General features: G+C 68.8%; 16 protein-coding genes and 1 pseudogene. 9 read left to right on the top strand and 8 right to left on the bottom strand.

Features of this window, described 5'->3' with window-relative positions; genetic code table 11:
• The first annotated feature begins 94 nt into the window (after positions 1–94).
• Positions 95–907 carry an exodeoxyribonuclease III gene (xthA, locus tag VV867_RS05005; RefSeq protein WP_109933723.1) on the top strand — a complete coding sequence of 271 codons (813 nt, stop codon included), beginning with the start codon at positions 95–97 and terminating at the stop codon, positions 905–907.
• On the opposite strand, the gene VV867_RS05000 is transcribed toward xthA, so the two are convergent.
• Complete coding sequence (locus tag VV867_RS05000; protein WP_328565767.1) at positions 908–4,489, bottom strand: ATP-binding protein; 3,582 nt, start codon at positions 4,487–4,489, stop codon at positions 908–910.
• A 155-nt stretch (positions 4,490–4,644) separates the two neighbouring features.
• Here VV867_RS05000 and VV867_RS04995 point away from each other — a divergent pair, with 155 nt between their 5' ends.
• From VV867_RS04995 to VV867_RS04985, 3 genes are all read left to right on the top strand, one after another.
• The gene (locus VV867_RS04995) at positions 4,645–6,024 is read left to right on the top strand and encodes a phosphate ABC transporter substrate-binding/OmpA family protein (protein WP_328565766.1); all 1,380 of its coding nucleotides are present in this window, start codon (positions 4,645–4,647) and stop codon (positions 6,022–6,024) included.
• Between the two features lie 198 nt (positions 6,025–6,222).
• Positions 6,223–7,263, top strand: a complete 1,041-nt coding sequence (locus VV867_RS04990; protein ID WP_328565765.1) for a TerC family protein — start codon at positions 6,223–6,225, stop codon at positions 7,261–7,263.
• Positions 7,232–7,417 (top strand): hypothetical protein, encoded by a 186-nt coding sequence (locus VV867_RS04985; RefSeq protein ID WP_109933981.1) that lies wholly within the window; start codon positions 7,232–7,234, stop codon positions 7,415–7,417. Before VV867_RS04990 ends, VV867_RS04985 begins: the two co-directional genes overlap by 32 nt.
• Positions 7,418–7,453: 36 nt before the next feature.
• Here the strand turns inward: VV867_RS04985 and VV867_RS04980 are convergent, their stop codons facing one another.
• Entirely contained in the window at positions 7,454–7,801 is a 348-nt protein-coding gene (locus tag VV867_RS04980) for a helix-turn-helix domain-containing protein (protein ID WP_109933727.1), read from the bottom strand.
• Between the two features lie 382 nt (positions 7,802–8,183).
• Here VV867_RS04980 and VV867_RS04975 point away from each other — a divergent pair, with 382 nt between their 5' ends.
• Positions 8,184–10,295: a sensor domain-containing protein gene (locus VV867_RS04975; protein ID WP_328565764.1), complete on the top strand. Its 2,112-nt coding sequence runs from the start codon at positions 8,184–8,186 to the stop codon at positions 10,293–10,295.
• A gap of 997 nt (positions 10,296–11,292) precedes the next feature.
• Here the strand turns inward: VV867_RS04975 and VV867_RS04970 are convergent.
• Positions 11,293–12,522 carry an acyl-CoA dehydrogenase gene (locus VV867_RS04970; protein WP_109932525.1) on the bottom strand — a complete coding sequence of 410 codons (1,230 nt, stop codon included), beginning with the start codon at positions 12,520–12,522 and terminating at the stop codon, positions 11,293–11,295.
• Between the two features lie 166 nt (positions 12,523–12,688).
• Here VV867_RS04970 and VV867_RS04965 point away from each other — a divergent pair, with 166 nt between their 5' ends.
• Positions 12,689–13,618 carry a LysR family transcriptional regulator gene (locus VV867_RS04965; RefSeq protein ID WP_089390444.1) on the top strand — a complete coding sequence of 310 codons (930 nt, stop codon included), beginning with the start codon at positions 12,689–12,691 and terminating at the stop codon, positions 13,616–13,618.
• A gap of 382 nt (positions 13,619–14,000) precedes the next feature.
• Positions 14,001–14,831, top strand: coding sequence for a metal-dependent hydrolase (locus VV867_RS04960; RefSeq protein ID WP_275629795.1), 831 nt, complete (start codon positions 14,001–14,003; stop codon positions 14,829–14,831).
• Between the two features lie 173 nt (positions 14,832–15,004).
• On the opposite strand, the gene VV867_RS04955 is transcribed toward VV867_RS04960, so the two are convergent.
• A complete protein-coding gene (locus VV867_RS04955; RefSeq protein WP_275629794.1) occupies positions 15,005–15,694 on the bottom strand; it encodes a TetR family transcriptional regulator in 690 nt (229 codons plus the stop codon).
• A 78-nt stretch (positions 15,695–15,772) separates the two neighbouring features.
• Between VV867_RS04955 and VV867_RS04950 the strand changes: the two are divergent.
• Positions 15,773–17,357, top strand: a pseudogene (locus tag VV867_RS04950) (flavin-containing monooxygenase).
• Complete coding sequence (locus VV867_RS04945; protein ID WP_328565763.1) at positions 17,354–18,238, top strand: SDR family NAD(P)-dependent oxidoreductase; 885 nt, start codon at positions 17,354–17,356, stop codon at positions 18,236–18,238. The pseudogene VV867_RS04950 and the gene VV867_RS04945 overlap by 4 nt, the downstream one beginning before the upstream one ends.
• Before the next feature lie 410 nt (positions 18,239–18,648).
• On the opposite strand, the gene VV867_RS04940 is transcribed toward VV867_RS04945, so the two are convergent.
• The 4 genes from VV867_RS04940 to dnaX form a co-directional block, all read right to left on the bottom strand.
• Positions 18,649–19,797, bottom strand: coding sequence for an acyl-CoA dehydrogenase family protein (locus VV867_RS04940; RefSeq protein WP_275629793.1), 1,149 nt, complete (start codon positions 19,795–19,797; stop codon positions 18,649–18,651).
• Between the two features lie 106 nt (positions 19,798–19,903).
• Entirely contained in the window at positions 19,904–20,497 is a 594-nt protein-coding gene (recR, locus tag VV867_RS04935; RefSeq protein ID WP_275629792.1) for a recombination mediator RecR, read from the bottom strand.
• Between the two features lie 138 nt (positions 20,498–20,635).
• Entirely contained in the window at positions 20,636–20,962 is a 327-nt protein-coding gene (locus VV867_RS04930) for a YbaB/EbfC family nucleoid-associated protein (RefSeq protein WP_009619439.1), read from the bottom strand.
• A gap of 42 nt (positions 20,963–21,004) precedes the next feature.
• Positions 21,005–23,155, bottom strand: coding sequence for a DNA polymerase III subunit gamma/tau (gene dnaX / locus VV867_RS04925; RefSeq protein WP_328565762.1), 2,151 nt, complete (start codon positions 23,153–23,155; stop codon positions 21,005–21,007).
• Positions 23,156–23,275: the final 120 nt, after the last annotated feature.

Raw genomic sequence — 23,275 nt, 5'->3', positions numbered from 1 at the left:
CGCCCGCACCGCCAGCATCGCCGTCGGGCCGCTACGGCATTTGCCGCTGCCGGCGCCAGCGGCTAGCATCGTCACTTTGCCCAGGACGCTGCGGATGAAAATCGTCTCCTTCAATATCAATGGCTTGCGTGCCCGCCCCGCCCAACTCAAGGCGATCGTCGAGACGCACCAGCCCGACGTCATCGGCCTGCAGGAAACCAAGGTCGCCGACGACCAGTTCCCCCGCGAAGAGATCGAGGCCCTGGGCTACCAGGTGCACTTCCACGGCCAGAAGGGCCATTACGGCGTGGCCCTGCTCTCGCGCCAGGCGCCGCTGGAGATCCGCTACGGCTTCCCCAACGACGGCGAGGACGCCCAGCGCCGCTTCATCTGGGGCACCTTCGCCGACGCCGACGGCCAGCCGATCACCGTGATGAACGGTTACTTCCCCCAGGGCGAAAGCCGCGACCACCCGGTGAAGTTCCCGGCCAAGCAGCGCTTCTACGCCGACCTGCAGCACCTGCTGGAGAACCAGTTCAAGCCCGACCAGCGCCTGGTGATCATGGGCGACATCAACATCTCGCCGGAAGACTGCGACATCGGCATCGGCGAGGAGAACCGCAAGCGCTGGCTGCGCACCGGCAAGTGCAGCTTCCTCCCCGAGGAACGCGAGTGGCTCGGCAAGCTCAAGGCCTGGGGCCTGGTGGACAGCTTCCGCCAGCTGCACCCGCAGGTGGACGACCGCTTCAGCTGGTTCGACTACCGCAGCCGCGGCTTCGAGGACGAGCCCAAGCGCGGCCTGCGCATCGACGTCATCCTCGCCTCCGAGGCGCTGCGCCCGCGCCTGGCCGATGCCGGCATCGACTACCAGATCCGCGGCATGGAAAAACCCTCCGACCACGCGCCCATCTGGCTCAAGCTGAGCTGATCAGCCGCCGGCGCGCGCCAGCCAGTCGGCCAGCGCGCGCTGCAGTCCGGCCAGCGCCGCGTCGGCCTGGCCCAGGCGCGCCTCCAGCCCTTCGCCGTCGCCTTCGCAGATCCGCTGCAGGGCGCGACAATGCCCTTCCGCCTCGGCGGCGCCGATGATCGCCGCGGCGCCGGCCAGGCGGTGGGCCAGGTCGCCCAGGGCCTTGCGCTCGCCGTTGCGCCAGGCCTGGTGCATCTGCTCGATGTCGCGGGCGTTGGTCTGCGCCAGGGTGCGCACGAACTCCCGCGCCGCCTCGCTTTCCAGCGGCTGCGGGCCGAACAGGCCACCCAGGTCGAAGGCCGCCGGTTCCTCGGCCGGCCCGGCCGGCGCCACGCCCTGGGCGCCGGCCAGCGCCTGGGCCAGCACTTCGAGGGTCAGCGGCTTGAACAGCACCTGGTCCATGCCGGCATCCAGGCAACGCTGCACTTCTTCCTCCTGGGCATTGGCCGTGGCGCCGATCACCCGGCACCGCCTGCGCCCTTCCTGGCGCTCGTGGGCGCGGATGCGCCGGCTCAGCTCGTAGCCGTCGACGCCGGGCATCCGGCAGTCGCTGACCACTGCATCGAAGTCGCCCGCCAGCCAGGCCAGCCAGCCCTCTTCGCCGCCGGCAGCCAGGGTGGCACTGTGGCCCAGGTGCGCCAGCTGCTGGCGGAACACCATGCGGTTGGCCGGGTGGTCGTCCACCGCCAGCACCCGCAGCCCCTGCCCGCCAGCCTGCGGTGAGCCCTGGCGGGGCGCCTGCTCCGGCGCCGCGGTGAGCACCAGCGGCAGGCGCAGGCTGAAGCAGGAGCCCTCCCCGGGCGTGCTGCGCAGGCCGATGTCGCCGCCCATCAGCTGCGCCAGGTGGCGGCTGATGTGCAGGCCCAGGCCGCTGCCGGCCTGGCGTGCCGGCTGCTGCACCTGGGCGAAGGGCTGGAACAGCCGGGCCTGGTCCTCGGCGGAAATGCCGATGCCGCTGTCGATCACCTCCACCCGCAGCTCCAGGCGCTCGCCCTGCCGCCGGGCGCCGGCCCGCACGCGAACGCCGCCGTGCTCGGTGAACTTCACCGCGTTGTTCAGCAGGTTGAACAGCACCTGCTTGAAGCGCAGCGCATCCAGCAGCACCCAGTGGTCCAGCTCGCCCTCGGTCTCCAGGTCCAGGCCCAGGCCCTTCTGCGTGGCCAGGCCGGCGAACAGCGCCACCGCGCCCTCGATCTCGCGGCGCAGCAGCGCCGGCTGCGGCGTCGAGTCGATGCGCCCGGACTCGATGCGCGCCATGTCCAGTACGTTGCCGATCAGCATCAGCAGGGCCCGCGCGGCGTCCTGCGCCACCTCCAGCGCCTCGCGGTCGAGCACGCCGCCGCGGGCCTTTTCCAGCACCAGCTCCTGCAGCCCGACGATGGCGTTCATCGGCGTGCGGATCTCGTGGCTCATGGTCGAGAGGAACTGGCTCTTGGCGGCGCTGGCCTGGTCCGCGCGCTGCCGCTCGCCCTCCAGCTGGTTCACCAGTTGCTGGCGCTCGGTCAGGTCGATCCAGCCGCCGATCACGCCCTGGATGGTCCCCGCCTCGTCGCGCTGGGCCACCGCCCAGTGATAGACGTAGTGCTCGCCGTCGCGCAGGCGCAGCACGTAGTCGCCCGGCACCGGCATCTGGCCGTCGGCCACCTGCCGCCGGTGCGTCTGCATCAGGCGCTCGGCCTCCTCCCCGGGGAACCAGTCCAGCTCGCCGATGGCCTTGCCCCGGCAATCCGCCAGGCGCGCGTCGAACAGGCGCAGCAGGGCCTGGTTGCAGTGGTCCAGGTGGCCCTCGCGGTCGAGGCGGTAGACCGGGTTGGGCAAGGCCTCGATCAACTCGTTGAGCAGGCCCACCTGCTCGCCCAGGCGCTGCTCGGCGCGCCGCGTGCGCAGCACCTGGCGGTTGAGGTAGAAGCCCCAGACCAGCGACAGCGCCACCAGCGCCGTGGCCACCGCGAGGCCGGCGAGGATCGCCTCGCGGTAGCGGCTCCAGAAGTCGCCGCCGCTGGCCGCCAGGCGCGGCTCCCAGCGCCGCACCAGTTCGGCCACCTCCTCCGGGTCCACCGACAGCTGGGCCTTCTCCAGGATGGAGTAGAGCTCCGGCTGGTCCGGCAGCACGCCGATGCCGAAGGGGGTGCTCAGGTCCTCGAGTATGCCGGCGACCTTGAGGCTGTCCTTGAACTCACCGGCGATCAGCGCCCGGGCGCTGAACAGGGTGCTGACGGCGGCGTCGCTGCGCCGCTCGACCACGTCGCGCAGGGCGCTGCGCTGGTTGCTCGACGACTCCAGGCGGACCTCGGGGTAGCGCTCGGCCAGCGTGCGGTTGAGGTAGGGGCCGATGGCGACGGACACGCGCTTGCCGGCCAGGTCGCCAAGGTCGTGGACACCCTCCTCGCCCTTGCGCGTCACCAGGATCATGGTGGCGCGCAGGTAGGGCGGCAGCAGCGTCAGCCCCTCGGCATTGGGCACCACCACCGGCGTCAGCCAGGCGCGCCGGGCCTGCAGTTCGGCGAACACGTCTGCGTAGTCGTCCACCGCGGCATAGGTGAAATGCAGCCCGGAGCGCCGGCCCAGCAGGTCCAGGTAGTCGCGGGCGATGCCGCTGACGCGGCCGGCGGCGTCGGCCTGGGCCAGCGAGCCGCTGTGCCGGTTGAGCACCACCGGCACCTGCGGGTGGGCCGCCAGCCAGCGGTTCTCCCGCGGCGTCAGCACCACCCGCTGGCCGCCCAGGCGCAGGCGCTCGCCGGCGCTCCAGCGGCGCAGGATCTCCTCGTTGCGCTGCACGTCGATGCGCGCCAGGCCGCGGTCCACCAGGCCCAGCAGGCGTTCCCCGGTGGGCGCCAGGAGGAAGCCGAAGCCGGCGCTCTCCAGCGGCGCGAAGTTGTCGATGCGCAGGTTGAACAGGTAGTTCATGTTGATCAGGTAGTGCACCGACAGCGCATCGCCGAGCATGCCGTCGACGTTGCCCAGGCTCAGCGCCTCCAGGGCCCGCAGCGGCGAGGCGAAGAGCAGGATGCGGCTGTTCGGGTAGGCCGCCTGCACCTGGGGCAGGCGCAGGTAGTCGGCCACCAGCGCCAGGGTGGTGCCCGGCCGGCCGGCGTCGAAGGGGCGCGTCTCGTCGCTGACCAGCACCGGCTGGTCCTGCAGGTAGGCGCGGCTGCGCAACAGGCCGCGGGCCTCGGCCTCGCTGGCGGTGCCGCCGCAGACCAGGTCGATCTCGCCCTTGCGCAGCGCCTCCAGCGCCGCCTCCCGCGAGGGGTAGGCGTAGACGCGCTGGTAGCCGCCGGCCAGCAGCCCCAGGTAGTCGGCGCTGACGCCTTCCAGGCGCCCGCCGCCGACGATCTGCAGCGGCGGCCGGTCGTTCAGCGCCACGCCCACGCGCAGCGGGCCGCGCTGCGTCAGCCAGGCCCGCTCGGCGGGGCTCAGCCAACTGTCGGGCATGTGCGCGCTGTAGCCGGACAGCGTCAGCGGCTGCGGCTCGGCGGCCAGGGCCGGCGCTCCACCCAGCAGCAGGGCACAGCAGAGGATGAGGCCGCGTGCGAGGTCCATGGCGCTCCTGGCGAGGTGGGTCGGCGGCCGTCCGGCTGCCCGCTGTTGAATGACTATAGCCAAGAGCCCGGGCGGCCGCGGCGCCCGGCGTCACCGCAGTGAAACCTTGCCGGCCTATGCTCCCGGCCTGGTCCGCAACCGCTCTGGAACCGCCGATGCCGCACTTCACACGCCACGACAAGGACGCCTGGCCGGTCACCCTCGCCTGGCTGCTCATCGCCTTCGTCTGCTACGCCCTGCCCTGGCACGCCTTCGCCGCGCTGCCCGCCTCCCAGGACGGCCAGCCGGTGCTGCGCATCCAGGGCTCCAACACCATAGGCGCGCACCTGCTGCCGGAACTGGTCAGGGGGCTGCTGCTGGAACAGGGCTACAAGGCCATCCTCGCCGAACCCGGCCAGGCGCAGAACGAGACGCGGGTCCGCGCCCGTGACGCCCAGGGCCATGACGTCGTGGTGACGGTGGCCGCCCATGGCTCCAGCACCGGCTTCGCCGCGCTGAAGGACGGCAGCGCCGAGATCGCCGCCGCCTCGCGGCCGATCAAGGACGCCGAGGCCGTGGCCCTGTCCGCCTCGGGCAACCTGCGCAGCGCCACGGCCGAGCAGGTGATCGGCATCGACGGCCTGGCCATCGTCGTCCACCCGGACAACCCCCTGCGCGAGCTGACCACCGACCAGCTGGCCCAGGTCTTCGCCGGCGAGGTAACGACCTGGGAGGAACTCGGCGGCCGCGGCGGCGCCATCCACCTGTACGCCCGCGACGACAACTCCGGCACCTTCGATACCTTCAAGGAGCTGGTCCTGGCCAGCCACGGCAAGCCCCTGGCCGCCTCCGCCCAGCGCTTCGAGTCCAGCGACGCGCTCTCGGCCCAGGTCGCCGCGGACCCGCAGGGCATCGGCTTCGTCGGCCTGGCCTCGGTGCTCAAGGCGCGCGCCCTGGCCATCGCCGACGGCGAGTCGCGGGCGATGCTGCCCACCCCCGGCGGCATCGCCACCGAGGACTACCCGCTGGCGCGCCGCCTGTACCTGTACATCAAGCCCAACGAACGCAACCCCTGGGCCCAGGCCCTGGTGCAGTTCGCCCAGGGCGACCGCGGCCAGGCCCTGGTCAGCGGCAGCGGCTTCGTCGGCCAGCGCGTGCAGGCCATGCGCGTGCAGCCCGCCCAGGGCATGCCCGAGGCCTACCAGGCCCTGGCCCGCGAGGCCCGGCGGCTGTCGCTGAACTTCCGCTTCCACGAGGGCAGCGCCACCCTGGACAACAAGGCCCGGCGCGACGTCGAGCGCCTGCTGGCCTACCTGCGCCAGCACGACAAGCTCGACGGCAAGGCGGTGCTGGTCGGTTTCGGCGATGCCCGCCAGGACCCGGCCCGCGCCCAGCTGCTGTCCAAGCTGCGGGCCATGGCGGTGCGCCGCGAGCTGGCCAGGGAAGGGGTCGTGTTCCAGGGCATCGAAGGGCTGGGCGCGGCCCTGCCGGTGGCGGCCAACGACGACCAGGAAGGCCGGGTGAAGAACCGCCGCGTGGAGGTCTGGGTGTACTGACCCAGGGCAGCCCGCGCTGCCGGCACCCTGGTCTAGACTGTCCTGAAGGCGTGGATGGTCGTAGGAACTTGTTACTTTCCCCCGCTTGCCTCGCGACCGCGCTCTGCTATTTTTCCCGCCGTGACGCCGGGCCCCTCTGACGGTCGCTGACCGCCATGTCGGAGTCACTTTCGACAACGACAGCAAGAGAGGGCCCGCATGGCACCCCTATTGGATTTCCTCAATACCCCCTTCCTCGGCACCGCCGCCTGGTTCTGGCTGCTGTTCCTGGCCATCGTCATCCTCCTGCTGGTCCTGGACCTGGGCGTGCTGCAGCGCGACCACCACGAGATCGGCGTGCGCGAGAGCCTGCTGCTCTCGGCCGGCTACTTCAGCTGCGGCCTGGCCTTCGGCGGCTTCGTCTGGTACGAGTTCGGCGCCACCAGCGCCATGGAGTACTACACCGGCTTCCTGGTGGAGCAGTCGCTGTCGATGGACAACGTGTTCGTCATGGCGATGATCTTCGGCTTCTTCGGCATCCCCCGCCGCTACCAGCACCAGGTGCTGTTCTGGGGCATCCTCGGCGCCATCGTCATGCGCGCCATCATGATCGGCCTGGGCGCCGCCCTGGTCAGCGAGTTCGAGTGGATCATGTACGTGTTCGGCGCCTTCCTGCTGTTCAGCGGCGTGAAGATGCTGTTCGCCCGGCACGAGGAAGAGCCGGACCTGGCCAACAACCCGGTGCTGCGCTTCCTGCGCCGGCACATCCGCGTCACCGAGCAGCTCCACGAGCACCACTTCTTCGTGCGCAAGCCCGACGCCTCGGGCCGGCTGGTGCGCTTCGCCACCCCGCTGTTCCTGGCGCTGATCCTGATCGAGCTGGCCGACGTGGTGTTCGCGGTGGACAGCGTGCCGGCGATCTTCGCCATCACCAAGGACCCGTTCATCGTCTACACCTCGAACATCTTCGCCATCCTCGGCCTGCGCGCCCTGTACTTCTCGCTGGCGGCGATGATCCACCGCTTCGTCTACCTGAAGTACGCCCTGGCCATGGTGCTGGTGTTCATCGGCGCGAAGATCTTCGCCCACGGCTTCATCGGCAAGGTTCCCGCGGTGCTGTCGCTTGGGGTAACCTTCGGCCTGCTCGCTGGTGGCATACTGCTGTCACTGCTCAAGACGCGCAAGGCAGGCGAGCAGGAGCTGGAAATCGTCAGCCGGGAGACCCTGCATGCAGGACGAGGTGAAGATCGAGGCCATTGAATTCCAGGGACGGCCCTGCTGGCTGGTGCGCCTGGGCCGCCGCGGCCTGCGCTTCTCCCAGGAACCCCTGGCCCGCGCCTTCGCCGCCCAGTTGCACGTGCGCCGCCAGTGGTGGCAGCAACGCGGCGAAGACGAACCGCACGAACGCACCTGAGCCCCCGCCCGCCGCCGGGCGGGGCGCCCGCCGGCGCTAGTGGCTGCGCCGGCCCTTGAGCACCTTGACGATCTCGCCGATCAGGTTCACCACCAGCGCCCGCTCGCTTTCCGCCAGTTCCTGGAGCATGTCGCCGATGGCCTCGGCCTGCCCGGCGACGTCGATCGAATCCTTGCGGAACAGATCGCTCAGCGGGCATTCGAGAATCTCCGCGATCTGCCCCAGGCGATGCAGCGTCGGCGATATCACGCCGTTCTCCATGCGGCTGATGGTTTCCTTTTCCACCCCTATCCCCTCTGCGATCTGCGCCTGCGTCAGCCCCTTGGACCTGCGGCGGTTGGCGATGGCTGCGCCGACTTCATGGACCACGTTCCGACCTTTCATGGAAATTGACCTCACACATCATTCGATATAACGCCCCACGCCATTTTCAGGGGAGCTTGCGTGCGGCCGAAGGACGCATGACGTCTATAAAAGTTTCTTAATAGATCATTGACTAATTGACTTTCCTTTTGTCCGGAGAACAGGATAACGGCTGATTGCCATCATTCCGCCGCACCGGCGCAGCCAGTTCGATGGTGGTTCGCCACGAAAGGAAGTCCGCATGTTGTACAAGCTGAAAATACGCACGGGAATGCACATCGTCCTGGCCACCCCGGCCGCCGCCCTGACGCTCCGCAGCCGCGTCGGCCGCCGGAACGCAACGACACGGTGCCGCGCCTAGCGCCCTGGCGCCGCCCCTCGATCGCCAGGCCGGAGTGCAAGCATGCCGATCCACAGTATTCCCGACCTCCCCCGGATGCTCTGCAAAGCCCTGGAGCATGCCGAAACCGCCCTTTGCATCCACGATGACAGCCGGCGCCTGCTGTACTGCAACCCCGCCTTCGGCCGGCTGCTCGGCCATGCCCCGGAAACCCTGGTGGGCCGGGCATTCGACGAACTGGCGGGGGCACCGCGGCCCGCGCAGCCGGCGGCCAACGGCCGCCTGGAAACCCTGGTGCGCTGCCGCGACGGCCGGCGCATCTGGTGCGGCATCGCCAGCACCGGGCTGGACAGCGCCCCCGGCGAACCCGGCCTGCGACTGCTGGCGCTCACCGAGATCACCCAGTCGAAGATCCACGAGGTGCTGCTGGACCGCCTCCTCGAAGGCATGGCCCGCGACGAGGCGCCGGAACGCCTGATGGAAGCGGCCTGCCTGGAAATCGAACGGCTGCTGCCGCGGGTCAGCGCCTCGGTCCTGCGGATAAATGCAGGCCGCCTGTACCCGCTGGCCGGGCCGAGCCTGCCCCCCGCCTACCTGCAGGCCCTGGACGGCCTGCCGCTGGGCGATGGCCCGGGTAGCGAGGAGGCCTGGGCCGGCGACATCGAGCAGCACCCTTTGTGGTCCGCCTACCGCCACCTGTTGCCGCCGGAGCTGCGCAGCTGCAGCGTCACGCCGATCCGCTCCAGCGGCGGCCAGCTGATCGGCTGCTTCGTCTGCTACGGCCAAGGGGCGCAGCTGCCCTGCGCGACGCAGCAGTGCCTGCTGGACATCTGCACGCACCTCTGCGCGCTGGTCCTGGAGCGCGACCAGGCGCGCGCCCGCATCCACCAGCTCGCCTACTACGACGACCTCACCGGCCTGCCCAACCGCCACCTGCTGCAGGTCCTGGCCGGCACCGAGCTGGCCGGCCGGCAGGGCCTGGCGGTGCTGTACATCGGCCTGGACCGCTTCCGGCAGATCAACGATTCCTTCGGCCGCCCCTCCGGCGACGAGCTGCTGCGCACCATCGCCCGGCGCCTGCGCCAGGCCTGCCGCAGCGAGGACCACGTCGGGCGCCAGGCCAACGACGAATTCGTCGTCCTGCTGCCGGCCTGCGACCGCGCGGCGGCCAGCCGCCACATCGCCCGCCTGAAGGCCGCGCTCGACGCGCCCTGGCGGGTAGCCGGCGCGCCCCACAACCCGTCGGCCAGCATCGGCGTCAGCCTGTTCCCGGAGGACGGCGAGGACTTCCAGACGCTGCTGCGCCATGCGGCGATGGCGATGAACCAGGCCAAGGGCAAAGGCAAGGGCCGCGGCGGCCACGTCTTCTTCAGCGAGGAACTCGAACGCCTGGCGCAGGAACGCGTGGCGCTGGAAAGCGCCCTGCGCGAAGCCCTCGCCACGCAGCGCCTGCACCTGAACTACCAGCCGCTGGTGGACATCCGCGAGGGCCGCCTGCGCGGCGTCGAGGTCCTGGCCCGCTGGCACCACCCGCAGCTGGGCAACATCTCCCCGGAACGCTTCATCCCCCTTTCCGAGGAATGCGGGCTGAGCATCGAACTGGGCCGCTGGGTGCTGCGCGAAGCCTGCCGGCAACTGGCGGCCTGGCGCCGCGCGGGCCTGCGGGTACCGGAGATATCGGTCAACCTGTCCGCCGGCGACTTCCAGGACCCGCAACTGCCCGCCGCGGTGCTGCGCACCCTGGAGGAACACGGCCTGCACGGCGCCGACCTGACCCTGGAGATCACCGAGAGCGCGCTGATGGAAGCGGACAGCGACACCCTGGGCGTGCTCGACCAGCTGCACGAACTGGGCATCCGCCTGGCCCTGGACGACTTCGGCACCGGCTACTCTAGCCTGGCCCGGCTGAACCGCCTGCCGGTGCAGGAACTGAAGCTGGACCGCAGCTTCGTCCGCGACCTGGAGAGCAACAGCACCAGCCGCACCCTCAGCGACGCCGTGCTGCACATCGGCCGCAGCCTGGGCATGACGGTGGTCGCCGAGGGCATCGAGAACCCCGAGCAACTGCGCATCCTCGAAGCCCAGGGCTACACGCTGGCCCAGGGCTACCTGTTGTCCCCGCCGCTACCGGCCGAGGGCCTAGCGGCCTGGTTGAAGGCGAGGGAGTCGCCGTAAGCACAGGCCGCGCCAGCGAATGGTCCGGCGCGGCCGGTGAATCCGATCGCGGACGGAGTCCGCTCCTACGACGGTGCTACCCGGAACCGTAGGAGGACTCTGTCCACGATCATGGCGGATAACGCCGTAGGCGTTATGCGCCCTACGGACGGGTTGAAGGCGAACGCTTTTCGTAGGATCGAGGGGGACGCCTAGTTCTTGCCCGCGAAGGGGTTTCCCGGCGACGCTGGTGTCGGGCCCAAGAGCACCCTCTCCCCAACCCTCTCCCGCAAGCGGGAGAGGGGGCTGTCCCGAGCGGGCTGAAAGTCCGGCGTCATCCTCACACCCCGCCGCCGTAGGGCGCATAACCGTTCGCGGTTATCCGCCGTTTTCAACGACGACGTGGGAACCCGGGAGCTTCGTGATTCCGCCTCACGCCGAACGGTCCCCTCTCCCGCTTGCGGGGGAGGGTTAGGGAGGGGGAGCGGAGCCAGGGTTCGCGAGCAAGCTCGCTCCTACGAAGAGCACGCCCGCTCTTGCTCTGGTTTTTGGGACTTCCAGAGAAACCACCGAGCGCACCGGAACGCCCCTTCAGAAGGCCGAGCGAAACCGGCGCTCAGGAGGTCATGCGACATGGATGTCGCGAGAGCCCCGATGGGCTACAGGGACGTACCCTCGGGGCGGGCCTCCGTGGCGGGGGAGTTCGTGAGGGTAGCCCGGCTCCATCGGGCCCGTATGTCGGGGCAAGCCTTTTTGGTTACTTTTGTGGCGACTGACAAAAGTGACTCGCCCGAGGGGGCGAAACAAGAAACATCAACGCACTCGGAGCGGCGCGCTACACCCAAAACCCGACATCTCTGGGCTCCCGCGTTCGCGGTTATCCGCCGTTTCCAATGACAAAAATCGCGGACGGAGTCCGCTCCTACGGGCGCCAGGGAAGCACGATCGTAGGAGCGGACTCCGTCCGCGATTGGACCCGCAGGCCACGCCGGACCATCCGCTGGCCCGGACAGCCGGCTCAACGACCGCTGCGCAGCATTTCCTTGGGCACGTACTTGCCGATCTCGTACTTGCCGATGGCCATGCGGTGCACTTCGTCCGGGCCGTCGGCCAGGCGCAGGGTGCGCTGCATGGCGTACCAGTAGGCCAGCGGGAAGTCGTTGGAGACGCCGGCGCCGCCGTGGATCTGGATGGCGCGGTCGATCACCTGCAGGGCGACGTTGGGCGCCACCACCTTGATCTGGGCGATCTCGCTCTGGGCGATCTTGTTGCCCACGGTGTCCATCATGTACGCGGCGTTGAGGGTCAGCAGGCGGGCCTGGTTGATCTCGATGCGCGAGTTGGCGATGTGGTCGATGTTGCCACCCAGGCGCGCCAGCGGCTTGCCGAAGGCGGTGCGGCTGGCGGCGCGCTTGCACATCAGTTCCAGGGCGCGCTCGGCCATGCCGATGGAGCGCATGCAGTGGTGGATGCGGCCCGGGCCGAGGCGGCCCTGGGCGATCTCGAAGCCGCGGCCCTCGCCCAGCAGCACGTTCTCGTAGGGAACGCGGACGTTCTCGAAGAGCACCTCGGCATGGCCGTGGGGCGCGTCGTCGTAGCCGAACACCGGCAGCGGGCGGAGGATCTTCACCCCGGGGGCGTCGGTGGGCACCAGGATCATCGAGTGCTGCTGGTGGCGCGGCGCGTCCGGGTTGGTCAGGCCCATGAAGATCATGACCTTGCAGCGCGGGTCGCAGGCGCCGGAGGTCCACCACTTGCGGCCGTTGATGACCCACTCGTCACCGTCGCGCACGGCATTGGCCTGCATGTTGGTGGCGTCGGAAGAAGCCACGCCCGGCTCGGTCATGGCGAAGGCCGAACGAATCTCGCCGCGCAGCAGCGGCTCCAGCCAGGTGCGCTTCTGCTCCTCGCTGCCGTAGCGGACGATGGTCTCCATGTTGCCGGTGTCCGGGGCCGAGCAGTTGAACGGCTCGGCGCCGATCAGCGAGCGGCCCATGATTTCCGCCAGCGGGGCGTATTCCATGTTGGTCAGGCCGGCGCCGTATTCGGACTCGGGCAGGAACAGGTTCCACAGGCCCTCGGCCTTGGCGCGGGCCTTGAGGTCCTCCATGACCTGGGTCGGCTGCCAGCGGTCGCCTTCGGCCACCTGTTGCTCGAAGACGCTCTCGGCGGGATATACATAGGCTTCCATGAACGCGGTGACGCGCTCACGCAGGTCCTGGACCTTGGCGGAATAGGCGAAATCCATGGGGGCTACCTTCTGGCAGGGGTTTGTCTTGTGTCGAGGAAGATGCTAGAACAGGCAGCACGATTTACCTAGCCTATTATCCGAATCAATGAACATTCATAACCCGCATGATGGTCCGCCATCCCGGGTATGATCCGGCCACAACAATGACAAGCGGAGCCACGGGATGAACCTGAACAAGGTCGACCTGAATCTGTTCATCGTCTTCGATGCCATCTACACCGAAGCCAACCTCACCCGCGCCGGGCAGATCGTCGGCATCACCCAGCCCGCGGTGTCCAACGCCCTGGCCCGCCTGCGCGAAACCTTCAACGACCCGCTGTTCGTGCGCACCGCCCAGGGCATGGTGCCCACGCCCATGGCGCAGAACATCATCGGCCCGGTGCGCAACGCCCTGCAGCTGCTGCGGGTGTCGGTGCAGGAGAGCCGCACCTTCAGCCCGCAGCAGGCGAGCAAGACCTACCGCATCAGCATGACCGACCTCACCGAGGCCATCATCCTGCCGCCGCTGTTCCAGCGCCTGCGCCGCCAGGCGCCCAACGTGCACATCGAGAGCTTCCTCTCCAAGCGCCGCGAGACCACCAAGGAGCTGGCCGCCGGGCGCCTGGACTTCGCCGTGGACGCGCCGCTGAACACCGACCCGCAGGTGCGCCACGTCAAGCTGATGGAAGACCGCTACGTCTGCGCCATGCGCCACGGCCACCCGCTGGCCAAGGCGAAGCTGAGCCTGGACGAGTACCTGTCGCTGACGCACATCCAGATTTCCAGCCGCCGCAGCGGCCTGGGCTACATCGACCTGTCCCTGGGCAAGATGGGCCTGCAGCGCAAGATCGCCCTGCGCTCGCAGCACTACCTGATGGCCTCCAACGTGGTGCAGCAGACCGACATGGCGGTGACCGTGCCCGAGCGCTTCGCCCGCCACCACAGCCTGCACTACGTGGAGCTGCCGGTGAGCGACGTGCCCAGGCTGGAGACCCACCTGTACTGGCACGAGAGCACCGACCAGGACCCGGCCAACCGCTGGATGCGCGAGCAGCTGATCGAGCTCTGCCAGCAGGTCACCGCCCGCGAGGCGCGCGAAGCGCAGCAAGGCTGATTCACCACAGGCGCTTCACGGCAATAGCCGGGGTTGCCGGCTGACTCCATTCTCCCCACAGACACCGAACGGCCCCCTCTCCCTTCAGGGAGAGGGCTGGGGAAAGGGGCCGAGTCAACCCGATATACCGCAGCTGCCGGTAAACACCGTTCGCGAGCCAGCTCGCTCCTACACCCTCCCCCCTATCCAAGGTCGGGCCGGCCCCTCCTTGGCCGCAAATAACCCTTCCATGGCCGGATCGGACCTCTCCTTTGTCCGACAATCCTTCCAACAATTACATCAACCAATGACACATTCACTGTGTCAGGCCCTCCGCCCCGCCGGCGCCGCTGCCTGCCCAAATCGCCACCGGGGCTCGTCGAACAACAACAAGGAGTTGCCCATGAACGCCCAGACCGAACCGCTCCGCGCCCACTTCCCCGTCCGGCGCATGGATTTCAGCTTCACCGAGACGCCGAAGTACTGGTGGGACGATCAACCCTTCATGTCGCACTTCATGAACAACCTGTCCTCGCTGTTCCCCTACGGCGAGAAGTTCTTCGTCGACAGCGTGCGCGCCGTGCGCGACCGCATCCAGGACCCGCAACTGCAGAAGGACGTGTCCGCCTTCATCGGCCAGGAGGCCATGCACTCCAAGGAGCACGCGGCCTACAACGAGTACGCCGAGGAACACGGCATCGACCTGGAGCGCCTGGAGCTGCGCATCAAGCACCTGCTCGGCGCCATCGGCAAGGTCACCACCAAGAAGCAGGACCTGGCCATCACCTGCGCCCTGGAACACTTCACCGCGACCATGGCCGAGCGCCTGCTGCGCCGCGAGGACCTGAGCACCCAGATGCGCTCGCCGAAGATGTACAAGCTGTGGATGTGGCACGCCATCGAGGAGAACGAGCACAAGGCGGTGGCCTACGACGTCTACCAGCAGGTCTACGGCGGCTACTTCACCCGTACCGCGGTGATGCTGCTGACCACCGTGATCTTCCTCGGCGTGATCGGCGGCTTCCAGATCCACCTGCTGCGCCGCGACCGCCAGCTGTTCAACTGGCGCAGCTGGAAGCACGGCCTGGTCACCCTGTTCGGCCTGCGCAACGGCTACTTCACCCAGCTCGTGCTGCCCTGGCTGGACTACTTCCGCCCCGGCTTCCACCCCTTCGACCACGACACCAAGGCGCTGGAGACCTACTGGAAGGACAAGCTCGACTTCGCAGGCTGAGTCGCCCCTTTACCCGTAGGAGCGGACCTTGTCCGCGATTCGCGCGCAGGGCGCGCTCCTACAGGTGCAGCACGGCGTCTCGTAGGAGCGAGCTTGCTCGCGAACAAACCCCGCAGCGGAATCTGTTCGCGAGCAAGCTCGCTCCTACGAAGAGCAGCTCGGCGCGGGCGGCTCTACACCCCCAACGCCTGCAACACCGCCGCCCCGGTGAACAACAGAAGCACCTGCCGCTCCGCCAGCGCGCAGACCCCGCCCCGCTGCCCCGCCGGCAGTTCCAGGTAGTCCAGCGACAGCTGGAACAACTGCCGGCTGATCAGCCTCGACAGCTGCGCGACCTCGTCCCCGGGTACGTCCGGCAGCAGGCGGAACAGGGCGATGTCCTCGGCCATGTCGGCGCCGAAGTCGTCCATCACCTGGCCCAGGGCCTCGCGCAGGACCGCCGAGGGGCCGTGCAGTTCGCGCACGCCGATGATGAAGGCCTCGGGGTGGCGTTCGACGAAGTCGAAGAACAGCCTCACCGTCTCCTCGCACACCCGCTGTCCGCGGGCGAAGTCCAGGCCCAGCGGGGTGCCCGCCGCGCCGTCCGCCGCCGGGGCTCGCTCGGCGGCTTCGCGGCGCAGTGCGCGCAGCGGCTGGCGCAGCTCGGTGGCGATGTCGCGGATGATCGCAAGGCCGAGGTCGTCGACGTCGGCGAAGTGGCGGTAGAAGGTGTTGGGGTTCAGCCCGGCCTCGCGGGCCAGTTCGCGCAGGCCGATGCTGCTCAGGCTGCGCCGGCTGGAGGCCAGGCGCAGCGCCGCCTCCATCAGCAGGCGCTTGCCCGGCGCATCCTGGCGTTGTGTTACCGCATCCGTTTCCAGACTCATCCTTGCCCCACCTCGCCCACCCTAAAGATTGGTTGCCCGCGAAGTATACAGATGTCTACATTGGCAACACGTAGACAGTTGTATACGCCTGCACACAAGCATAACAGGAGCCAGGTAAATGGGAACTCAACCTAAGACTGCCGCGGTCAGACACTGCAAGGTAGCCATCATCGGCACCGGCTTTTCCGGCCTGGGCATGGCCATCCGCCTGAGCCAGGAGGGCGAGGACGACTTCCTGCTGTTCGAGAAGGACGCCGGCGTCGGCGGCACCTGGCGGGTCAACAACTACCCCGGCTGCGCCTGCGACGTGCAGTCCCACGTCTACTCCTTCTCCTTCGAGCCGAACCCGGAATGGACGCGCATGTTCGCCCGCCAGCCGGAAATCCGCGCCTACCTGGAGAACTGCTGGAAGAAGTACCGCCTGGAAGGCCGCACCCTGCTCGACACCGAGATCCAGCGCCTGGAATGGGACGAGGCGCGCGACCTCTGGCACCTGCACGACGCCGCCGGCAACCACTACACCGCCCAGGCGGTGGTCTCCGGCATGGGCGCCCTGTCGATCCCCTCGACCCCCGACCTCAAGGGCCTGGACAGCTTCAAGGGCCACGCCTTCCACTCGCAGCACTGGGACCACGACTACGACCTGACGGGCAAGCGCGTGGCGGTGATCGGCACCGGCGCCTCGGCCATCCAGTTCGTTCCGGAAATCCAGCCGCTGGTGGCCAAGCTGGACCTCTACCAGCGCACCGCGCCCTGGATCCTGCCCAAGCCCGACCGCGCCATCAGCGACAAGGAGCGCGCGCGCTTCAAGCACTTCCCGCTGGTGCAGAAGCTCTGGCGCGGCGCCCTGTACAGCATGCTCGAAGGCCGCGTGCTGGGCTTCACCTTCGCGCCCTGGGCGATGAAGATGATCGGCAAGCTGGCGGTGCGCTACATCCACCAGCAGGTCAAGGACCCGGAGCTGCGCCGCAAGCTCACCCCCGACTACACCATCGGCTGCAAGCGCATCCTGATGTCGCCGAACTACTACCCGGCGCTGGCCGCGCCCAACGCCTCGGTGATCACCGACGGCATCCGCGAGGTCCGCGAGCACAGCATCGTCACCGCCGACGGCCAGGAGCGCGAGGTGGACGCGATCATCTTCGGCACCGGCTTCACCGCCAACGACCCCATCCCCCGTGGCACCGTGTTCGGCCGTGGCGGCGTGGACCTGCTGGACACCTGGCCGCAAGGCCCGGAGGCCTACAAGGGCACCGTCACCCGCGGCTTCCCCAACCTGTTCTTCCTGATGGGCCCGAACACCGGCCTGGGCCACAACTCCATGGTCTACATGATCGAGTCGCAGATCGCCTACGTGCTCGGCGCGCTGAAGCTGATGAAGCGCCGCGAGCTGCTCAGCCTGGAGGTCAAGGAAGACGAGCAGAAGCGCTGGAACCTCAAGCTGCAGCGCGGGCTCAACCATAGCGTGTGGAACACCGGCGGCTGCAAGAGCTGGTACCTGCACCCGGTGAGCGGGCGCAACTGCACCCTGTGGCCGGGCTTCACCTGGCGCTTCCGCCTGCTCACCCGCAGTTTCGACACCGCCGCCTATCATCTGAAGGCCAGGCCGTTCGAGGAAACCGACGCCATCCAGCAACCCCGCGCCGAGGAGGTCCCGGCATGAAGTCCTTCGAGAACAAAGTCGCCGCCATCACCGGCGCCGGTTCCGGCATCGGCCGCGCCCTGGCCGGCGAGCTGGCCTCGCGCGGCTGCCACCTGGCGCTGGCCGACGTCAACGCCAGCGGCCTTGAGGAAACCCACCAGGGCCTGGCCTCCTACGGCGTGCGCATCTCCACCGAGGTGGTCAACGTCGCCGAGCGCGAGCAGGTGCACGCCTGGGCCGACAAGGTGGTGGCCGAGCACGGCAAGGTCAACCTGGTGTTCAACAACGCCGGGGTGGCCCACGCCGGCACGGTGGAGGGCAGCGAGTACGAAGAGTACGAGTGGATCACCAACATCAACTTCTGGGGCGTGGTGTACGGCACCAAGGCCTTCCTGCCGCACATCAAGGCGTCCGGCGAGGGCCACGTCGTCAACGTCTCCAGCGTCTTCGGGCTGTTCTCGCAGCCGGGCATGAGCGCCTACAACGCCACCAAGTTCGCCGTGCGCGGCTTCACCGAGTCGCTGCGCCAGGAACTGGACATGGAAGGCGGCGCGGTCTCGGCCAGTTGCGTGCACCCCGGCGGCATCCGCACCAACATCGCCAAGACCGCGCGGATGAACGACAGCCTGGCCAAGGTCACCGGGCAGAACGCCAACGCCGCGCGCCAGCAGTTCAACGACCAGCTGCTGCGCACCACCCCGGAAAAGGCCGCCCAGGTGATCATCCGCGGCGTGGAGCGCGACGCCCGGCGCATCCTCATCGGCACGGATGCACATGCAATTGATGTGATGCTGCGGTTGTTGCCGGTGTGGTACCAGAAGGTGGTTACCGTCAGCATGCGCCTGGCGGCGCGCTTCGCACCCAAGCCCAAGGCCCGGCCGGAGGGTTACGAGGCCAAGTAGGGCCCGGGGTCGATGAAAGAAGAAGCCCGCTCCCTGGAGCGGGTTTTCTGTTTGATGGGTATCGCTTCGCTCAACGCCATCCTACGGGGCCTTGCTCTTCGTAGGAGCGAGCTTGCTCGCGAACAATGGCGTTTCCCGGCGGCTACGGTGTTTGGGGTTGACTCCGCGCCCTCTCCCCAGCCCTCTCCCTGAAGGGAGAGGGGGCTTGTCCGTGCCGAGAGAAGGAATGGTTTCAGCTGGAAACCTGCGGTGTTGCCGGCTAACGCCAGAACATCCGTTTCTGCCCAACGGTCCCCTCTCCCTTCAGGGAGAGGGTTAGGGAGAGGGAACGAGGTCCGGCTATGCACCAGCGCAGCCAGGTAACTCCACTGGTTCGCGAGCAAGCTCGCTCCTACAGACAGCCCTCTCCCTCACAACCCCATCTGCTTGGCGATGATCTCGTTCATGATCTCCCGCGTGCCGCCGCCGATGGAGAGGATGCGGTTGTCGCGGTACAGCCGCTCCACCAGGCTCTCGCGCATGTAGCCCATGCCGCCGAGCAGCTGCACGGCGTCGTAGACCACGCGGTCGGCGACGTCGGTGGCGAAGTTCTTGGCCATGGAGATTTCCTTCACCACGCTCTGCCCGGCGGCCATCTTCGCCGCCTGGCGGTAGGTGAACTCGCGGGACACCTCGACCTGGGTGGCCATCTCCGCCAGGCGGTGCTTGAGCACCTGGAACTTGCCGATGGGCTTGCCGAAGGCTTCGCGCCCGGCGCTCCATTTCAGGGCTTCCTCCAGCGCCAGTTGGGCGGTCATGTTGGCCATGGTGGCCAGGGCCAGGCGTTCGCTCTGGAAGTTGGCCATGATGCAGGCGAAGCCCATGTTCTCCATGCCGATCAGGTGCTCGACCGGCACCTTGCAGTCGTCGAAGAACAGCTCGGCGGTGTCCGAGGCCCACCAGCCCATCTTCTTCAGCTTGCGGCCCACCGTGAAGCCGGGGGTGCCCTTCTCCACCAGCAGCAGGCTGATGCCGCCGTAGCCCTCGCCGCCGGTGCGCACCGCCACCGTGTAGTAGTCGGCGCGCACGCCGCTGGTGATGAAGGTCTTGCTGCCGGTCACGCGGTAGTGGTCGCCGTCGCGCACGGCGCGGGTCTTCAGGCTGGCCACGTCGGAGCCGCCGGAAGGCTCGGTGACCGCCAGGGCCATGATCTTCTCGCCGGCCAGCACCTGCGGCACGATGCGCTCGCGCAGCTCGGGGCGGCCCCACTTGAGCAGCGGCGGCAGGCCGATGTCCAGCGAGCCCAGGCCGGCCACCAGGCCGCCGGAGCCGCTGCGCATCAGTTCCTCGCTGGCCGCCAGCTTGGCGAACAGGTCGCCCTCGTGGCTGCCGCCGTAGGTTTCCGGGTAGCCGATGCCGAGGATGCCGGCCTCGCCGGCCTTGCGGTAGAGCTCGCGGGGGAACTCCTCGGCTTCTTCCCAATCGGCGATGTGCGGGAGGATTTCCCGCTCGACGAAGCGTCGCACCGAGTCGCGGACCAGGCGGTGGCTATCGTCGAAGTAATCGGTGAATGCGGACATGGCGAGCCTCCAGGCGGGTTGCCTGAAAACTTACCTAGCGCTTGCTTGGTTTACAAGGCGAGGCTTTTGCCATCGCCTGGGCCGTTTCGGCCCAGATGCGCCGCGACTAGACGATCGGCCGGCGCCCGGCAAGGGCGTGGGCCAGGGTGCCGCCGTCCACCAGCTCCAGCTCGCCGCCCAGGGGCACGCCATGGGCGATGCGGCTCAGGACCAGGCCGCTGCCGGCCAGCAACTGGGCGATGTAGTGGGCGGTGGCCTCGCCTTCCACCGTGGGGTTGGTGGCGAGGATGACTTCGCTGAAGCTGCCGGCCTTGATCCGCGCTTCCAGCTCGGGAATGCCGATGGCCTCCGGGCCCAGGCCGTCCAGTGGCGACAGGTGGCCCTTGAGCACGAAGAAGCGCCCGCGGTAGCCGGTCTGCTCCACGGCGAACACGTCCAGCGGGCCTTCCACCACGCACAGCAGCGAGTCGTCGCGGCGCGGGTCGGCGCACTGCGGGCACAGCTCTTCCTCGCTCAGCGTGCGGCACTGCTTGCAATGCCCCACCCCTTCCATGGCCTGGGTCAGCGCCTGGGCCAGGCGCAGGCCGCCCGCGCGGTCACGCTCCAGCAGCTGCAGCGCCATGCGCTGGGCGCTCTTCTGCCCCACACCGGGGAGGATGCGCAGGGCGTCGATGAGTTGGCGGATCAGCGGGCTGAACATGGCGGGCGTCGGTCTCGAGATTTCAGGAAGGGTAAACGGCGCAGGAGCGGGCCCGCTCGCGAACGCTTTGCCTGCCGTTGCTGGCGCGGCGAAGGTTCGCGAGCAAGCTCGCTCCTACGGGTGTGGCGGTGTCGCGAATCAGAACGGCATCTTGAAGCCGGGGGGCAGCTGCATGCCGGCGGTCATGCCCGCCATCTTCTCCTGGTTGTTCTGCTCGATCTTGCGCACGGCGTCGTTCACCGCGGCGGCGATCAGGTCCTCGAGGATTTCCTTGTCTTCCTGCATCAGGCTGTCGTCCAGGCTGACGCGCTTGACGTCGTGGCGGCCGGTCATCACCACGCTCACCAGGCCGGCGCCGGACTGGCCGGTGACTTCGGCGTTGGCCAGCTCTTCCTGCATCTTCTGCATCTTTTCCTGCATCTGCTGGGCCTGCTTCATCAGGCCGGCCATGCCACCTTTCATCATCTCGATCACCTCGGTCGTTCAGGGTTGGTTGGGCGCAGGCGGTCAGGCCTTCGCCGCCAGGGGTTCGATGGTACCGGCGCGGACCACCGCGCCGAACTGCTGCCGCATCTGCAGCACGTACGGGTCGGCCCCGATGGAGGCCTCGGCCTCGCGCTGGCGCTCGGCGCGCTTGCGCGCCGCGGCCTGGGCCGGGGTTTCCTGCTCGGGCTTCTGGATGGTCACTTCCAGCTTCAGGGGGCGCCCATGGTACTGGTTCAGCGCCTCGTTCAGGCGGCGCTGCTGGGTGGCGTTGTACAACGCGCTCTGCCCCGGGTCCAGGTGCAGGTGCCAGACGTCGTCCTCCACCGCCACCAGGGTGCAGTTGGCGCCGATGCTCGCGGTCAGGCCGCCCAGGCCCAGGCGCGGGAACAGGTCCAGCCACTCGGCGGCCAGGCCCGTGGCCGGCAGGGCCGCGGGCTCCGGTTCCGGCTCGGGCCGGGCCTCGGCCTGCCGCTCGTCGCCAGCGTCCAGGTAGCTGAGCGCATCCATGTCGACTTCATAGTAGTCGTCGGCCGGCGGCGGCTCTTCGTCGCGGTCGTCGTCCTCGCTGTCGGCCATGACGATGGGCGCAGGCTCAGGAAGCGCAACGGGCGCGGGCGCCGGCTGGGGCTCGACCTGCGGCTGCGCGGCAGCCGGCGCGGCGGGTTCTTCCCAGGGCAGGTCGACGGCGGGGGCCGGCGCCTCCACGGCGGCCTGTGGTTCGACCGCGGGCAGTTCGGCGGGCGCGGCCTCGACCGGGGCCTGCGGAGCGGGCTCGACGGGGGCGGCCTCGACGACGGGGACGACGGGCGCCGGCGCGGGTTCGGGCACAGGCTCGGCCTCCACCACCGGAGCCGGAGCCGGAGCCGGAGCCGGAGCCGGAGCCGGAGCCGGAGCCGCCACAGGCTGCGGCGCGGGCGCGGCCGGCGCAACGGCGGCGGGCACGGTGGACACCACCGGCACGCTCGCCACGCTGGCAACGGCTGCCGGCGCCGCGACGGCGGCGCCGGCCACTGGGTTGCGGTTGGAATCAGCCGTGGCCTTGCTGATCCCCAGGTCCTTTAGCGGTGACCTCGGTGGGGCGCCGCCGTCCGCCGGGCGGAAGGCCAGCATGCGCAGCAGCACCATCTCGAAGCCGCTGCGCGGGTCCGGCGCCAGGGGCAGGTCGCGACGGCCGATCAGGCCCATCTGGTAGTAGAACTGCACGTCCTCGCCGGGCAGCGCCTGGGCCAGGGCCAGCACCTTGTCGCGGTCGCCCTGGCCGTTGTCGACGGCGTCCGGCAGCACCTGGGCGATGGCCACGCGGTGCAGCACGTTGAGGATCTCGGCCAGCACCCCGCCCCAGTCCGGGCCCTGTTCGGCCAGGTGGCGCACGGCGTCCAGCAGGGCCCGCGCGTCGCCTTCGAGCAGCGCATGGAGCACACCGTAGACCTGGCCGTGGTCGAGGGTGCCGAGCATGGCGCGCACGTCGGCGGCCAGCACCTTGCCCTCGCCGAAGGCGATGGCCTGGTCGGTCAGGCTCATGGCGTCGCGCATGGAGCCGTCGGCGGCGCGGCCCAGCAACCACAGGGCGTCTTCCTCGAAGGGCACGTTCTCGGCGCCGAGCACGTGGGTCAGGTGCTCCACCACGCGCTCGGGCGGCATGTTCTTCAGGCTGAACTGCAGGCAGCGCGAGAGGATGGTCACCGGCAGCTTCTGCGGGTCGGTGGTGGCCAGCAGGAACTTGACGTGGGGCGGCGGCTCTTCCAGCGTCTTCAACAGGGCGTTGAAGCTGTGGCTGGAAAGCATGTGCACTTCGTCGATCAGGTAGACCTTGTAGCGCCCGCGGCTCGGCGCGTACTGCACGTTGTCCAGCAGTTCGCGAGTGTCCTCGACCTTGGTGCGACTGGCGGCGTCCACTTCGATGAGGTCGACGAAGCGGCCTTCGTCGATCTCCCGGCACACCGAGCACTGGCCGCAGGGGGTGGAGCTGATGCCGGTCTCGCAGTTCAGGCACTTGGCGAGGATGCGCGCGATGGTGGTCTTGCCCACGCCGCGGGTACCGGTGAACAGGTACGCGTGGTGCAGGCGCTGGTTGTCCAGCGCGTTGATCAGGGCCTTGAGGACGTGGGCCTGGCCGACCATTTCGCGGAACGAACGCGGACGCCATTTGCGGGCAAGAACCTGATAACTCATTGAAATCCATCGCGGCTGGTAGGCGGAAGTGGGCTAATCCTAGCGAAGAGGACCGGAAATTGCACCCGATGCAAGGGCCTGCAACCTGACAGGCTTGGCAAGAACCCCCCGAAACAGGCA

The sequence above is a fragment of the Pseudomonas sp. JH-2 genome, assembly GCF_036231725.1.
In the GTDB taxonomy this organism is placed as follows: domain Bacteria; phylum Pseudomonadota; class Gammaproteobacteria; order Pseudomonadales; family Pseudomonadaceae; genus Pseudomonas; species Pseudomonas delhiensis.
This window is presented reverse-complemented; position numbering and strand designations above follow the sequence as displayed.

Bases quoted from the DNA above. Each gene is read 5' to 3' on its own strand.
- VV867_RS04960 (WP_275629795.1), top strand. From the start codon at position 14,001: ATGAACGCCCAGACCGAACCGCTCCGCGCCCACTTCCCCGTCCGGCGC.
- VV867_RS04990 (WP_328565765.1), top strand. From the start codon at position 6,223: ATGGCACCCCTATTGGATTTCCTCAATACCCCCTTCCTCGGCACCGCC.
- dnaX (WP_328565762.1), bottom strand. From the start codon at position 23,155: ATGAGTTATCAGGTTCTTGCCCGCAAATGGCGTCCGCGTTCGTTCCGC.
- recR (WP_275629792.1), bottom strand. From the start codon at position 20,497: ATGTTCAGCCCGCTGATCCGCCAACTCATCGACGCCCTGCGCATCCTC.
- VV867_RS04940 (WP_275629793.1), bottom strand. From the start codon at position 19,797: ATGTCCGCATTCACCGATTACTTCGACGATAGCCACCGCCTGGTCCGC.
- xthA (WP_109933723.1), top strand. From the start codon at position 95: ATGAAAATCGTCTCCTTCAATATCAATGGCTTGCGTGCCCGCCCCGCC.
- VV867_RS04985 (WP_109933981.1), top strand. From the start codon at position 7,232: ATGCAGGACGAGGTGAAGATCGAGGCCATTGAATTCCAGGGACGGCCC.
- VV867_RS05000 (WP_328565767.1), bottom strand. From the start codon at position 4,489: ATGGACCTCGCACGCGGCCTCATCCTCTGCTGTGCCCTGCTGCTGGGT.
- VV867_RS04980 (WP_109933727.1), bottom strand. From the start codon at position 7,801: ATGAAAGGTCGGAACGTGGTCCATGAAGTCGGCGCAGCCATCGCCAAC.
- VV867_RS04975 (WP_328565764.1), top strand. From the start codon at position 8,184: ATGCCGATCCACAGTATTCCCGACCTCCCCCGGATGCTCTGCAAAGCC.
- VV867_RS04965 (WP_089390444.1), top strand. From the start codon at position 12,689: ATGAACCTGAACAAGGTCGACCTGAATCTGTTCATCGTCTTCGATGCC.
- VV867_RS04970 (WP_109932525.1), bottom strand. From the start codon at position 12,522: ATGGATTTCGCCTATTCCGCCAAGGTCCAGGACCTGCGTGAGCGCGTC.
- VV867_RS04945 (WP_328565763.1), top strand. From the start codon at position 17,354: ATGAAGTCCTTCGAGAACAAAGTCGCCGCCATCACCGGCGCCGGTTCC.
- VV867_RS04995 (WP_328565766.1), top strand. From the start codon at position 4,645: ATGCCGCACTTCACACGCCACGACAAGGACGCCTGGCCGGTCACCCTC.
- VV867_RS04930 (WP_009619439.1), bottom strand. From the start codon at position 20,962: ATGATGAAAGGTGGCATGGCCGGCCTGATGAAGCAGGCCCAGCAGATG.
- VV867_RS04955 (WP_275629794.1), bottom strand. From the start codon at position 15,694: ATGAGTCTGGAAACGGATGCGGTAACACAACGCCAGGATGCGCCGGGC.